Origin of the sequence: Nocardia sp. NPDC023852 (assembly GCF_040639505.1) — a bacterium.
Taxonomy (GTDB): domain Bacteria; phylum Actinomycetota; class Actinomycetes; order Mycobacteriales; family Mycobacteriaceae; genus Nocardia.
The window spans coordinates 684,969-698,540 of record NZ_JBFAAB010000002.1 but is presented as its reverse complement, the minus strand read 5'-3'; the positions used below and the strand labels follow the sequence as shown (position 1 = coordinate 698,540).

At 68.2% G+C, this 13,572-nt stretch carries 11 protein-coding genes; 1 reads left to right on the top strand and 10 read right to left on the bottom strand.

Annotated elements, in window-relative coordinates; genetic code table 11:
• Nucleotides 1-219 precede the first annotated feature (219 nt).
• The 10 genes from AB0H00_RS06920 to AB0H00_RS06875 form a co-directional block, all read right to left on the bottom strand.
• Nucleotides 220-969, bottom strand: coding sequence for a TIGR03943 family protein (locus AB0H00_RS06920; protein ID WP_357261976.1), 750 nt, complete (start codon nt 967-969; stop codon nt 220-222).
• A complete protein-coding gene (locus AB0H00_RS06915; protein WP_357261973.1) occupies nt 966-1,970 on the bottom strand; it encodes a permease in 1,005 nt (334 codons plus the stop codon). Before AB0H00_RS06915 ends, AB0H00_RS06920 begins: the two co-directional genes overlap by 4 nt.
• Before the next feature lie 40 nt (nt 1,971-2,010).
• Entirely contained in the window at nt 2,011-3,786 is a 1,776-nt protein-coding gene (locus AB0H00_RS06910) for an ABC transporter ATP-binding protein (RefSeq protein WP_357261970.1), read from the bottom strand.
• Nucleotides 3,783-4,616 (bottom strand): ABC transporter permease, encoded by an 834-nt coding sequence (locus AB0H00_RS06905; RefSeq protein WP_357261967.1) that lies wholly within the window; start codon nt 4,614-4,616, stop codon nt 3,783-3,785. Before AB0H00_RS06905 ends, AB0H00_RS06910 begins: the two co-directional genes overlap by 4 nt.
• The gene (locus AB0H00_RS06900; protein ID WP_357261964.1) at nt 4,613-5,587 is read right to left on the bottom strand and encodes an ABC transporter permease; all 975 of its coding nucleotides are present in this window, start codon (nt 5,585-5,587) and stop codon (nt 4,613-4,615) included. The genes AB0H00_RS06905 and AB0H00_RS06900 overlap by 4 nt, the downstream gene beginning before the upstream one ends.
• Nucleotides 5,588-5,637: 50 nt before the next feature.
• Complete coding sequence (locus tag AB0H00_RS06895; protein ID WP_357261961.1) at nt 5,638-7,314, bottom strand: ABC transporter family substrate-binding protein; 1,677 nt, start codon at nt 7,312-7,314, stop codon at nt 5,638-5,640.
• A 308-nt stretch (nt 7,315-7,622) separates the two neighbouring features.
• Nucleotides 7,623-8,498 carry a methyltransferase domain-containing protein gene (locus AB0H00_RS06890; protein WP_357261958.1) on the bottom strand — a complete coding sequence of 292 codons (876 nt, stop codon included), beginning with the start codon at nt 8,496-8,498 and terminating at the stop codon, nt 7,623-7,625.
• A 158-nt stretch (nt 8,499-8,656) separates the two neighbouring features.
• Nucleotides 8,657-9,670 (bottom strand): TIGR03842 family LLM class F420-dependent oxidoreductase, encoded by a 1,014-nt coding sequence (locus tag AB0H00_RS06885; RefSeq protein WP_357261956.1) that lies wholly within the window; start codon nt 9,668-9,670, stop codon nt 8,657-8,659.
• Between the two features lie 22 nt (nt 9,671-9,692).
• Complete coding sequence (gene hydA / locus AB0H00_RS06880; RefSeq protein ID WP_357261953.1) at nt 9,693-11,114, bottom strand: dihydropyrimidinase; 1,422 nt, start codon at nt 11,112-11,114, stop codon at nt 9,693-9,695.
• Between the two features lie 16 nt (nt 11,115-11,130).
• Nucleotides 11,131-11,967, bottom strand: a complete 837-nt coding sequence (locus AB0H00_RS06875; RefSeq protein WP_357261950.1) for a nitrilase-related carbon-nitrogen hydrolase — start codon at nt 11,965-11,967, stop codon at nt 11,131-11,133.
• Between the two features lie 122 nt (nt 11,968-12,089).
• Here AB0H00_RS06875 and AB0H00_RS06870 point away from each other — a divergent pair, with 122 nt between their 5' ends.
• A complete protein-coding gene (locus AB0H00_RS06870) occupies nt 12,090-13,520 on the top strand; it encodes an aminotransferase class I/II-fold pyridoxal phosphate-dependent enzyme (protein ID WP_357261947.1) in 1,431 nt (476 codons plus the stop codon).
• The last annotated feature ends 52 nt before the right edge of the window (nt 13,521-13,572 follow it).

Below are 13,572 nucleotides of genomic sequence, written 5' to 3'. Positions count from 1 at the left end.
GCTGATGAATCGCTGAGGTCTGAAACGGCAGCAGATGCCCCACCGATTCTCTAGCCCTTGCGGATTCGTCCAGCCAGCGCTTTCGTGCCTGGCAGCGCGATCTTCGGTTGCCGCCGAATACCCGGTCGGCTGTGTTGCCTGTCGGCTCTGCCTGGCCAGGGCAGTGTGGATCCGCCGCCTCCCGGTCCGTCGTTCCCACACCGAACCCGGCGCTCACATCTAGCGACCGTGCTCGTACCGCCGGTCCGGGGCCGGAATGCGCTGGTAGCTGGTGACGACGATCGTCGGGGTGAGATCAGGGTCGCGGCGGGCACTATTCGGGTCCACGACACCACGAACCTCGAGCCAGGCGTCGTCCTCGATCACCTCCGGCATCCCCGCAAGGTGGACGAGCACGTACCGGGCGTCGGCGACACAGCAGGTGATGACCACACGCGCGAGATCGACGTCAGGTGTATCCGTGCGCTGTTGCTCGAGGGCCTTGGGTCGCAGGACGAAGCCGCTGATGGTCACCTCCCGGCCGTCCAGGGAATGGTGGGAATCCTGGAGTGCCCGGTTCACCAGGTCCAAGATCGGCAGGTTCGGCGCGGCCCCGGGCGGCAACGGCGGAAACGGCCACTGCTTCGGCTCATCTGCGGCCGAATCCCGTGGCACCACCTGTACAGGGGAACTGGTCACTGCGGCGTCGGCGCCCAGTGCGGGCGGGGCGATGAGCAGCAGCGCCGCAACCGGGCCCAGCAGCAGCCATTGGGCCCGGCCGGTGCCGTGCTCAGGGTTGGCAGGCGCCGCGCCACGCCGGATATCGCGCACGATCGCCACCAGAGCGAGCACGACGAACCCGATACCACTGATCACCAGGAACGGATACAGACTCGGTTTCACATAGTTCAGGTACCGGCCATCGAGCGCGATCCACAACACCGCGCCGCCGATGAGCAACAGCAGCAGGTTCTGCGTCTCCCGTTTCATCGGGCCCCTCCCAGGAAGATGTACCCGGCGACCGTCCCACACACCACGGCCACCGCAAAGGTCGACGGCGCGAACCGCATAGCGAACCTGCGGCCGAAACTGCCCGCCTGCATGGCGAAAAGCTTCACGTCGACCGCAGGGCCGACCACCAGGAAAACCAGTCGAGGCAGCATCGGCAGCGTCGACATGCTCGCCGCGACAAAAGCATCGGCCTCGGAGCACAGCGCGAGCACGATGGCCAGTACCGCCATGACAAGGATCGCGATAACCATTTGCCCGGCCAACTGTTCGAACCAGGATGACGGAACCAGCACATGCAGCGCCGCCGCGGCCGCCGCACCGAGCACGAGAAACGCGCTCGCCTGCAACAGATCGTGCCGCGCCGCCTCGGTGAAGATCTCCCATCGAGTCCGGCCGGACACGCAGTGACCGTGTCCACCGCCGCGCGGCAGCATCCAGGTCGGGCGCCCGATACGCGACCAGAGCAAGCCCATCACCACCGCGGTAGCCAGCCCACCGCTGAACCGCGCCGCCACCATCGCCGGCTCGCCCGGGAATGCCACCGCCGTCGCGATCAGCACCACAGGGTTGATCGCGGGCGCCGACAGCATGAAGGCCAACGCGACCGAGCCCGGCGCACCCTGATCGGCCAGCCGACGCGCCACCGGCACAACACCACACTCACACCCCGGCAACGCCATACCAGCCAACCCAGCCACACCGATCGCGGCGGATTCATTGCGCGGCAACACCTTCTGCAGGACAGCCGGCGAGACGAAGGCCGCAATGGCGCCGCTGACCACGACGCCGAGCGCGAGAAACGGCACCGCCTGGACGAAGACGCCCGCGAAGATCGTCACACCGGTCTGCAGTCGCGCAGACGCCCCTACCACCCGCGCAACCGGCGCCTGCACCACCAAGCCGAGGACGATCAGCGCGACGAGCACATACGTCGAGGACACCCGCCTACGTGCGGAGTTCAGAGTGTTCTGTGCGAGCACGGTCCCATCCTGTCAGCAAAAGCCACCGAATCGGCCCGTCTCACATCGGGTCCACGTGGTGGCAGGCGACGCCGCGTGTCCCGGTGTGCCGGAGTTGTGGCCGAAGGTGGGCGCAGACACTGCGCTCGGCTGAGGACATTTCAGCGGCCAGCGGGCATCGACCGAGGAACACGCATCCTGTGGGCCGATCGAGCGGATCGGGCAGCTCGCCGGTGAGCAGAGCCTCGTCTGCCCGCGCGACCTGCATGTCGAGCACGGATGTCGCGGCGACGAGGGCCCGAGTATAGGGGTGCAGCGGCCGGTCGAGGATATCGCCGGCCGGGCCCGTCTCCACCACGCGTCCCAGGTACATCACCGCGACGTGCTCGACGACACGCCGGGTGAGCGCGATATCGTGCGACACCACCAGGAACGCCAGGTCGAACTGCCTGCGCAGCCCGGTGAGCAGGTCCATGATTCCGGCCCGCAGCGAGGCGTCCAGCGCCGACACCGGCTCGTCCAGCAGCAGCAGCCGCGGTTCGGGCGCCAGCGCCCGGGCGATGGCCACGCGCTGGCGCTCACCCCCGGAGAGCTGGCCGGGTCGGCGGTCGGCGTGTTCGGGATCCAAGCCCACCAGCGGCAAGAGTTCCCGGGCGCGAGCGCGGCTTTCGCGGCGCTGAGCACCGTGCACGCGCAGCGGTTCGGCAATCAGGTCGGCGACCGTCATCGTCGGGTTCAGCGCCGCCGAGGGGTCCTGCACGACCATCTGGACCTGCCGCCGCGCAACGGTGCGGTCTCGGCGGCGCAGGTCGGCCAGGTCGCGACCGAACAGCTCGATGCTGCCCGACTCTGGGGTACGCAGCCCGATGATCTCCCGCAACACTGTGCTCTTACCGCACCCGGACTCGCCGATCAGCGCAAGGGCTTGCCCCTGGGTCAGGTGCAGGTCCACCTCGTCGACGGCGTGCACGACCGCACCGCGTCGCGGCCGGTAGTGCTTGCTCAGGCCGGTGACCCGCAGCACCGTGTCACCGCCTGACCCGGGCCGGCCGTCCGGCGCGGCCTCCGCGGAAAGCAAGGTGCGCAGCGGGCCGCCGGCCGGCTGCGTGAAGAGCTGCCGGACTTCGCCCTGCTCGGCCAGGACGCCTCGGTGCAGCACCGCGACCCGGTCGCAGCATCGGGCCACCACGCCCAGATCGTGCGTGATCAGAAGCAACGCGGCACCGGTGCGCGCCCGCACATCATCGAGCAGGTCGAGAATCTGTGCCTGCACGGTGACGTCGAGCGCGCTGGTGGGCTCGTCGGCGATGATCAGCTCCGGATCGTGGGCTATCGCCATCGCGATGCCCACGCGCTGGCGCATCCCACCCGAGAACTCGTGCGGCAGCGCTGCGGCTCGGGTGCGGGCGGAGGCGATTCCCACGCTGTCGAGCAACTCGACGACCCGGTCGGCCGCGGCCCGGCGGCCGATTCCGGGTGTGTGTACAGCCACGGCCTCGGCGAGCTGCGCGCCCACCGAGAGGACCGGGGTGAGCGCGGCGAGCGGATCCTGATGGACCAGCGCCATCCGTCGGCCTCGGATGCGCGACATCTCGCGGTCGGTGCGGCCGAGCAGTTCGTCGCCGTCGAGGCGTATCGAACCGCGCGCGTCGGCCGTGCTCGGCAGCAGACCCATGATTGCGAACGCGGTGGCCGACTTGCCCGAACCGGATTCACCGACCAGCGCCAGCGCCTCGCCCGGGGCGACGGTCAGCGACAGGTCATCGACTGCGGTCACCCGACCGGCGCGAGGGCCGAAAGTGATGGTGAGCTCGGATATGTCGAGCAGTGGTGTCATCGGTGAACCTCGTCGTCGCGCAGTCCCTCGCCCAGCGTGGCCGAGGCGAGCACGGTCGCTGCGAGAAAGCCGACGGGTGCGAGGAAAACCCAGGGAAAGGTCAGGGCCGAGCCGGTGCCCGTGGCCACGAGGGTGCCGAGCGACACGTCCGGGGGCTGCACCCCGAAGCCGAAATAACTGAGCCCGGCCTCGGCCAGCACGGCGGAGGCGACGTTGAGGGTGCAGTCGATGACCAGCAGCGGCACCATCTGCGGCAGTAGGTGCCGCGTCACGATCCGGGCGGTGGAGGCGCCCATGTCCTCGGCCGCGACCACATAGCCGGCGCTGCGCAGGCTGCGCGCTCGTGCGCGCACAACGCGGGCGGTCACCATCCACTGGAATCCGGCGATCAGCAGCACCAACACGAGCCAGGACTGCTCGCGCAGGGCAGGGGAGAGCACCGCGACGACCAGAATCGGCGGCAGGACGAGCAGGATGTCGACCACGGTCATGAGCACCCGGTCGGTGAGCCCGCCCAGGTAACCGGCGAGGGTGCCGACCACGGCGGACACGACGGTGGTGAGGCCGGCCGCGAGCAGCCCTATGACCAGCGATTTCTGCAGCCCCCGCAGGCAGAGTGCGAGCATGTCCTCACCGAGCCGCGCGGTGCCCAGAGGGTGCGCGGGCGAGGGCGAGGCCAGGATGGCGCCGAGGTTCTGCTGGTCGTGGGAATACGACAACACCAGCGGTCCGGCGAACGCCGCGACGGCGAGCAGCACCAGCCCTCCGGTGCCCACGACGACGCCGGGGCGGCGCACGACCCGGCGAGCCGCAACGAGCGTGCCGGTCATGATCTCGTCCTCGGATCGAGTAGCACCAGTGCCAGATCCGCCAGCCAGCCGACCATGAGCACGAGACCGGCCATCAGCAGGGTCACCGTCGCCACGACCATGGTGTCCTGGTTCTCGATGGCCGACATGAGCCAGTCGCCGAGCCCGTGCCAGCCGAAGATCCGCTCGGTGAACACTCCACCTGCCAGATGCAGACCGAAGCTGAACGCCACCAGCGCCGTCACCGGTATCAGCGCCATGCGCAGCCCGTGACCACGCACCGCTCGAATGTGGGTGAGCCCGCGCGCCCGCGCGCCGCGCAGGTACTCGCTGTTCAGCACTTCCAGCATCGCGGCGCGCTGGAAGCGGCTGTAGAACGCGATCTGCGGAAGCGCGATCGCGATCGTCGGCAAGACCAGATGCCGGAACCGATCGCCCACCGCGGCCCAACCGGTCAGATCCGAGCCCGGGGTCTTCTCCCCACTGAACGGGAGCACGTCGGTGCCCGCGGCCTCGTTGATCGGGAGGCAGAGGATCTTCAGCACGGTCCCGAGCACGAAGACGGGCACGGCCAGCAACAGCAGGGACGCAGCCATCGACAACCGGTCACCGGTCCGGCCCGCCCGCATCGCACCCCACAGGCCGAACGCGATGCCGAGCACCACCGCAAGCAGGCTGCCCGGCAGGAACAAATGCACGCTGGTGCCTGCCCGCTCCCCCAGTTCGCTCGCGATGTCGCGGCCGTCGACGGTGACCCCGAACTCACCCGAGGGAATTCCGGACAGCCAGCCCCAGAAGCGCGGCAGCAACGGTTGATCGAGGCCGAGCTCGGCGGCGCGCGCGTCGATAACCGCCTGCGGCGTGGGCGGCTGCGTGGTGCGCAGTTCGGCCAGTGGGTCGAAGCTCAGCGCCGACAGGGTGTAGGTCAGCAGCACAGATCCCAGACACACCGCGGTCCAGCCTGCCAGCCGGGTGACCAGCCGGATCAGCATGCGCGGCATGGGCGCTGGGGGCGTAGGAGGACGCCGCGTACGTAGCGGCCTCACTTCATGAATCCTGCTGAGGCAAATCCGTAGGCGCCTAAACCGCGGGCGCCGTAGTTCGCCAATTCGGCGCGCACGGCGTACGCGCCAGACTCCGGATAAAGCGGCACGTGATGGGCGTGCTGCCATGCCAGCACGTCGATCTCGTTGACCAGCGCGTCGCGTTTCTCCGGGTCGAACTCGGCGATGGCGCGGTCGTAGAGCTCCTGGATGCCGGGGACGACCACGCGACCGAAGTTGTTGCCCGCCTTGGCACCGTCCGGAATCTGGAACACCGGCCGGTCGTGCGAGATCGGGTAGGGGGACTTGGTCCACTCGAAGGCAATGATGTCGAAGTTGCCCGGCTGCAGGTAAGTGTCCTGGAAGCGCTCCACCGGCACGGCCTCGACCTGAGCCCGCACCCCGACCGCGGCCAGTTGCTCGGTCATCACGCCTGCGACGGCGCGCCCGGTCGGCGTGGCCTGCACCACGAACCGCAGCTTCAATGGACGCCCGTCCTTGACCCTCACATTGCCGTCGAGCACCCAGCCCTGGGCTTCCAGCGCCGCGCGCGCGGCATCCGGATGGTGCCGAAGGGCACCGGAATTGTCCTCGTATCCGGCGTACCCGGGAGGCAAGATGTGGTTGCCTACCGCCTTCGCGCCAGGCACGATCGGGCCGACCACCACATCGGTCACCGCCTGCGAGTCGATTGCCTGCGCGATCGCGATACGTAGCCGCTCGTCGGACAGCAGCGCACCCTCGCCGCCGTTGAAAGTGAGCTGCCCGGCACGGCGTTCGGTTGCTTGCCGGATCTCCACGCCCGGCATCGTCCGCGCGCGGGTGAACAGGTCGATATCACCGCCGATGGGGTACAGGTCGATGCCGCCGTTGGCGAGCTCGTCGGCCCTGGCCGCGGGCGCGAGCACGCGGAAGATGACGCGGTCCAGTCTCGGGCGGGCGCCCCACCACGACTCGTTGCGGCGCAGCGTCACCACCTTGGCTGTGGTGTCGATCTCGGCGACCTCGAAAGCGCCCGAGGTCACCGTGGGCCCGTTGATCCAGGACTTGTTGAACGCCTCGGGCGTATCGGTGACCTCCACCGGTACCAGCGGCCGGAACAGTCCCTGCCACTCGGCGAACGGCTTGGCGAAAGTGAGGACCGCCTCCTTGTCCGAGGCTCCGCGCTCCACACTCGCCACGTCCTGGTATCCGACGTGGTTATTGACCTCGAAACGGGTGTCGGCACCATTCAACGCTGCCCAGTGCCCGCGCAGGTCCTGCCAGGTCAGGGGCCTGCCATTGCTCCAGACCGCGTCCTCGGCGATGACGTAGCGCACCACCTGCGGCGAGGTGGACTCCACTTCGATGGAGGCGAAGTAACTTTCGTTCACCGCGGGCAGGCCGTCAGCGGAATCGAGGAACGCACTCGGCAGGATGGCGTCGGCGAGCTGGTAGGTCACTACCCGGGCGCCGTTGACATGTTTGGGGTTGAAGTTCGGCGGCAGGGAGTCGATAGGCACCCGCAGGTCGCCGCCCTCGCGCAGAGCATCTGGGCCCTGCTGGTTGATGTCGGGCCCGTGGGTGGCGCCGCGCTCCCCGGCTCCGCGATCAAGCGTTGGCGTCGCGCATCCGGTCACGCCGAGCGCGACGGCCAGCACCAGCCCACCCATCGATGCCTTACCCCTGAACCGCATGTACATCCTCACATCCGCCTCGTCACCGGGGCCGAGTACCCATCAAATCCTCGGCACCGTAACGCAAATGAAAATAGTACTCAATAAGCGGTGAGCGACGCAGGTGAGTGCCTTCCCACTCGCCGCGCGAGTCGATGAGCCGCATGACGGCGGGATGCGCCCGCTGATGTGTGCGAACCGGAACCACGGGGGCGCTCCGGGGCGGCGTCATCGGTGGCCGGCTCGGGCTGCGCACGGGGGTATGGGTGCCTGATTTCGGCTTCCTCGTAGCGGCAACACAAGCCGGGTTCGCGCAGTGGTCGCAGGTCCTACCCTCGGCCAGCTCGAGGAGAGCGGCCCCTGAACGCGGTGCGGGCACTGAGCAGAGCGAGGTCCGTGCGACGCCCTAGCCAGGCGTCGTCGTCCGGGTCGAGCAGACGTTTCCACGCCGCCGTGTCGTCCTCGGCCAGAAACGGTCCGGCTCGGCGGACGCGCGCCGCCAGTTCGGCCAGGACCACCGTGCGAACCCGCTCGGACAACGGAGCGGGGAAATCGACCAGCGCAGTGGAGGCCGTGACGTCGACCAGTCCCGCGGCCGCGAGGATCTCGGTCCACCCCCTAGTCGGCCGCACCACGGCTGCTCGGCCGAAAAACCACTGGGTGAAGTACCGGCCATGGGCTTCGTCCAGACGTACCTCCAGCCCAGGCCGTCCTGTCCCGACATCCCAAGGCAGGCACCGAGTAGGTAGCCCCCCTTCTGCCAGGCAAAGCACACCACCCGGTCGAAGCATGCCGCTCAGCGCGCGAACCGCGGCATCCCAGTCGCGTGCGTGATGCACACACCACGACGACCAGACAGCATCGGCGGCTTCGGGCAGCGATGGTGTGCCGTCCTCCAGGTCGTGCAGCACCGGGCGAATCCGGTCAGCTACCCCGGCTGCCTGCGCGGCGTCGAGGGTGGCGTCGAGCATCGCCGGGTCGAGATCGACTGCATACACACGCCCTTGGTCGCCAACCGCCTGGGCCAGCGCCACCGTGGCAGACCCCGCTCCCGGTCCCACATCAACGACAACGTCGCCCTGCGCGACGTCCAACGGCTCGAGCAAGCGCAAGCTGGCGTCGAGAAAGACTGCTTCTGCCGCGGCCGGATCCTGTGTCGACGTTCCGGTGCCTGGCTTACCCGTCCGATGGTGGATGGTGGTCATGCGGCCGATGTTAGTGAACATCATTTTCACCGCGTAGCCGCCATGCCTAGCAGCGCCAGAGACCGACTCGATCGCTTCGATGCGCGACAGTCTCGATCGAAGACTGGCCGACCGACGCCACGGCTGACCACCTGCTCATCCGACCCCCTCGGTAGCGTTCACGGAATAGCCAGGCGCGGCAGCACCGATTCGCCGTACGCCTCCAGCGTCGCGGTCTTGGCGTCGTGCTGGAGGTAGACCGCGAACTGGTCGACGCCGAGTTTCTCCAGCTCGCGCAGCCGGGCCAGCTGGTCGTCGGGCGTGCCCAGCAGGCAGAAGCGGTCCACAATGGCGTCGGGCACGAACTGCGCGTGTGTATTGCCCGCGCGCCCGTGCTGGTTGTAGTCGTATCCTTGCCTGCCCACGATGTATTCGGTGAGGGCAGCCGGGATCTCGCTACCCGACCCGTACTTCGCGACGATGTCGGCGACGTGGTTGCCGACCATTCCGCCGAACCATCGGCACTGCTCCCGTGCGTGCGCCAGCGCCGAATCCGATCCGTCGGTGATGTACGCGGGCGCGGCGACGCAGATCCGGATCGACGCCGGGTCGCGGCCCACCCCTTCGGCCGCCGTCCGCACCCGGGCGATGGTCCAGGCCGTGATGTCCGGGTCGGCCAGTTGGAGGATGAACCCGTCGGCCACCTCGCCGGTCAGATCGAGGGCGCGGGGACCGTACGCGGCCACCCATACCTCCAGCCGCGAGGCGGTCGCCCAGCGGAACCGCACGACGGTGTCGCCCACCCGCGCGCTGCGGCCGTTGCCGAGTTCCCGAATCACCTCCACCGATTCCCGCAGCGTCGCCAGGGTGGTCGGGGTGCCGCCCAGGGTTCGTACGGCCGAATCACCGCGGCCGATACCGCACACGGTGCGGTTGCCGAACATGTCGTTCAGCGTGGCGAAGGTCGACGCGGTCACCGTCCAGTCCCGGGTGGCCGGGTTGGTCACCATCGGACCGACGACGACCTTGCGGGTGGCGGCCAGGATCTGGCTGTGGATGACATAGGGCTCTTGCCAGAGCAGATGCGAGTCGAAGGTCCAGACGTGCGAGAATCCGTGCGTCTCGGCCAGTCTGGCCAGTTCGACCACCCGCCAGGCAGGGGGTGTGCATTGCAGCACCACGCCGATGTCCATGCGGCACACTCCGTTTCGAGGATCAGAGCAGATTCTGCGACAGTTCACGTTTGACGAACCGGCCGTGCCCCGCGCTGCCGAGGTAGGTGCCGTCGTCGACGATCACCCGGCCGCGGGACAGCACCGTGTCGACATGACCGTCGATCTCGAAGCCCTCGTAGGCCGAGTAGTCCATGTTCATGTGATGGGTCTTGCCCAGCCCGATGCTGGTGCGACCGTTGGGGTCGTAGAGCACGATGTCGGCCTCCGCGCCCGGGCTGATCACACCCTTGCGGGGGTACATGCCGAACATCCGAGCCGGCGTCGTGCAGCAGACCTCGACCCAGCGTTCCAGCGAGATCCGTCCGGCCTTGACGCCTTGGAACATCAGGTCCATCCGGTGCTCGACGCCGCCGATGCCGTTGGGGATCTTGCTGAAATCACCGACGCCCATCTCCTTCTGGTCTTTCATGCAGAACGGGCAGTGGTCGGTGCTCACCGTGGTGACGTCGCCGGTGCGCAGGTAGCGCCACAGCTCGTCCTGATGTCCTTCGGCCCTGGACCGCAGCGGAGTCGAGCACACCCACTTGGCGCCCTCGAAACCCGCTGCGCCCAATTGCTCTTCGAGCGAGAGATACAGATACTGCGGGCAGGTCTCGCCGAACACGTTCTGGCCGTCGCCACGCGCGGCGGCGATCTGCGCGAGCGCCTGCTTGGCCGAGACATGCACAACGTATAGAGGCGCACCGGTCAGGTGGGCCAGCATGATCGCGCGATGGGTTGCCTCCTCCTCCATCTGCCACGGCCTGGTCGTGCCGTGAAAGTACGGAGCGGTGTCCCCGCGCGCGATCGCCTGTTCGACCAGTACGTCGATAGCGATCCCGTTCTCGGCGTGCATCATGAGCAGCGCCCCGAGGTCACCGGCGGACTGCATGGCCCGAAGGATCTGGCCGTCGGTGGAATAGAAGACACCGGGGTAGGCCATGAAGAGTTTGAAGCTGGTGACGCCTTCGGCCACCAATTCGCTCATTCCCTTCAACGATTCGTCGTTGACCTCACCGATGATCTGATGGAAGCCGTAGTCGACCGCGCACTGTCCCGCCGCCTTCTGGTGCCAGGCGCCGAGCGTGTCCTGCAGCCGCTCCCCCGGTTTCTGGACGACGAAATCGACGATCGTGGTGGTGCCACCCCAGGCGGCGGCGCGGGTACCGGTTTCGAAGGTGTCGGATGCCTCGGTGCCGCCGAAGGGCATCTGCATATGAGTGTGGCCGTCCACGCCACCGGGGATCACGTACTTGCCGGTAGCGTCGATCGCGACCTCGGCCGATTCGGTGAGGTCGGCGCCGAGCGCGGTGGCGCCGGGTTGCAGGACGGCGACGATGATCTCACCGTCGACCAGTACGTCCAGCGGTTGCGATCCGGTGGCCGAGACCACCGTGCCGCCGTGGATGAAGGTGCGCGTCATGTCGGTCTCACCTGTCTCAGGGGGCCACCAGCGGCCCATAGGCGTCGGGGCGGCGGTCGCGGTAGAAGGCCCAGCGATCGCGCACTACCTTGATCAGGTCTATGTTCAGGTCTCGGATCACCAGTTCGGGGTCGGTGTCGGAGGCGACGTCGCCGACGAACTTGCCCTCCGGGTCGACGAAGTAGCTGGTGCCGTAGAAGTCGTCGTCACCGTACTCCTCGACACCGACGCGGTTGATGGCGCCGATGAAGTACTCGTTGGCGACCGCGGACGCGGGCTGTTCCAGCTTCCACAGGTAGCCGGATAGACCGCGCGAGGTGGCGGAGGGGTTGAATACGATCTCGGCGCCCGCCAGGCCAAGCGCGCGCCACCCCTCCGGGAAGTGCCGGTCGTAGCAGATGTAGACGCCGACCTTGCCGACCGCCGTGTCGAACACCGGCCAGCCCAGGTTGCCCGGCCGGAAGTAGAACTTCTCCCAGAATCCGTTGACGTGCGGGAGGTGATGCTTGCGGTACTTGCCGAGGTAGCTGCCGTCGGCGTCGATCACCGCCGCCGTGTTGTACAGCAGACCGGGCTGCTCCTGCTCGTACACCGGTAAAACCATCACCAGGCCCAATTCCCGTGCCAGCGCGGCGAATCGCTCCGTCGTCGGCCCTGGCACGGATTCGGCGTAGTCGTAGAACTTCGCGTCCTGCAGCTGGCAGAAGTACGGGCCGTAGAACAGCTCCTGGAAGCAGACCACCTGCGCGCCCTGCGCGGCGGCCTGACGTGCGTAGTCCTCGTGCGCTTCGATCATGGACTCTTTGTCGCCGGTCCAGTTCGTCTGGACGAGCGCCGCTCGAACGATTCCCATGCTTTGTTATACTTCACCGGGAACTAATTCGGTTGTGTTACAACATTGCGGAAACAGTTTCGTAGCCGTAAACCTTGGAGTCGGTCGTAGTTCCCACCCGGCGCCCGACGCAGAATGGCGCTGTGAGTATCGAGCCCGCGACCGCCGATCCCGCACCCGCCGCCGGCGCACCTTCCGATGAGTCGACAGGGCGGTTCATCGCGGATCTCGATGATCGCACCCCGGTGGGGATCGCCGCCGCGGTCGGCCGACTGATTCGTTCGGGCACGCTCTCACCCGGCTCGCGACTACCCACCGTCCGGCAGGTCGCGCGGGAGTTGAGGGTCTCGCCCACCACGGTCAACCAGGCCTGGCGGGCGCTCGCCGCCACCGGGGCGATCGTCGCGCGTGGACGCGCGGGTACGTTCGTCGGCGAACAGGTGAGCGCCACTCCGGTCGGCAGGTATCAACGACTGCATCCCCCATCCGACAACGCTTTTCGTGTCGACCTCGCCCGCGGCACCCCCGACCCCGAGCTGTTGCCCGACCTCGAAGCAGCGCTGCGCGCGCTGAGCAAGGACCAGGCAGGCGACCTCACCGCCGACTACCTCGGCGAGGCGGTGCTCCCCGACCTCGCCGCGAAGGTTCGCGCGGACTGGCCGTTTCGCGCCGAGCGCCTCGCCGTGCTCGACGGAGCGCTCGACGCGGTCGACCGCCTGCTCACCGCGCACGTCCGGCTCGGCGATGCCGTCGCCGTCGAGGATCCGTGTTTTCCGCCGTTTCTCGACCTACTCGCGGTGCGGGGCGCTCGCCCGGTCCCGCTACGCCTGGACGAATCAGGTCCGCTTCCAGCTGATCTCGCGCGTGCTGTCACGCAATACGCTGCCGTCGCGGTGATTCTGCAACCGCGCGCACAGAATCCCACCGGCGTCTCGCTCACCGCACACCGGGTCCGCGAACTGTCCGATGTTCTGGACGGCTCCCGAACGGTGGTCATCGAGGATGACCACTCCGCCGGAATTGCCTCCGCCGCGTTGCGTTCGCTCGGCGCCCGGCTACCGGGCCGCACCGTACACATCCGCTCATACTCCCAATCCCACGGGGCGGACCTGCGTCTGGCCGTGGCGGGCGGGCCGGCCGAATTGCTCGACCCGGTCGTCGCGCGCCGCATGCTCGGCCCAGGCTGGACCAGCCTGTTGCTGCAACGCCTGCTGGTGAACATGCTCGACGACGACTCCGCCTGCCAAGCTGTCGCCACCGCGCGCGCCGAATACCGCAAGCGCTCCGGCGCGCTCCGGCGCGCCTTGGCCCGCCGCGGCGTCACCGTTGGCCGCGGCGATGGCATCAACCTCTGGCTTCCCGTCGCCGACGAGAACGCGGCCATGATCTCCCTCGCCGCCGCGGGCATCAAAGCGGCCCCCGGTGGCCCCTTCGCGGTCGGCCATCATCCGAGCGCCGATCACCTGCGCCTCACCATCGCCGCCGTCAGCGACGGTGATGTCGACTGGCTCGCGGCCGAACTCGCGGCCGCCGCCACGGTCGCCCCGACCTACCGCCGCATGCGACGGGTATGAGCGGGACCGTACCGTAACGCGCGGTAGGGAAATCAGGCCGTACGGCCACGCC

Excerpts from the sequence above, each read along its gene's own strand:
- AB0H00_RS06895 (WP_357261961.1), bottom strand. The coding sequence starts at position 7,314 with ATGCGGTTCAGGGGTAAGGCATCGATGGGTGGGCTGGTGCTGGCCGTC.
- AB0H00_RS06890 (WP_357261958.1), bottom strand. The coding sequence starts at position 8,498 with ATGACCACCATCCACCATCGGACGGGTAAGCCAGGCACCGGAACGTCG.
- AB0H00_RS06905 (WP_357261967.1), bottom strand. The coding sequence starts at position 4,616 with ATGACCGGCACGCTCGTTGCGGCTCGCCGGGTCGTGCGCCGCCCCGGC.
- AB0H00_RS06920 (WP_357261976.1), bottom strand. The coding sequence starts at position 969 with ATGAAACGGGAGACGCAGAACCTGCTGCTGTTGCTCATCGGCGGCGCG.
- AB0H00_RS06900 (WP_357261964.1), bottom strand. The coding sequence starts at position 5,587 with ATGCTGATCCGGCTGGTCACCCGGCTGGCAGGCTGGACCGCGGTGTGT.
- AB0H00_RS06910 (WP_357261970.1), bottom strand. The coding sequence starts at position 3,786 with ATGACACCACTGCTCGACATATCCGAGCTCACCATCACTTTCGGCCCT.
- AB0H00_RS06875 (WP_357261950.1), bottom strand. The coding sequence starts at position 11,967 with ATGGGAATCGTTCGAGCGGCGCTCGTCCAGACGAACTGGACCGGCGAC.
- AB0H00_RS06885 (WP_357261956.1), bottom strand. The coding sequence starts at position 9,670 with ATGGACATCGGCGTGGTGCTGCAATGCACACCCCCTGCCTGGCGGGTG.
- hydA (WP_357261953.1), bottom strand. The coding sequence starts at position 11,114 with ATGACGCGCACCTTCATCCACGGCGGCACGGTGGTCTCGGCCACCGGA.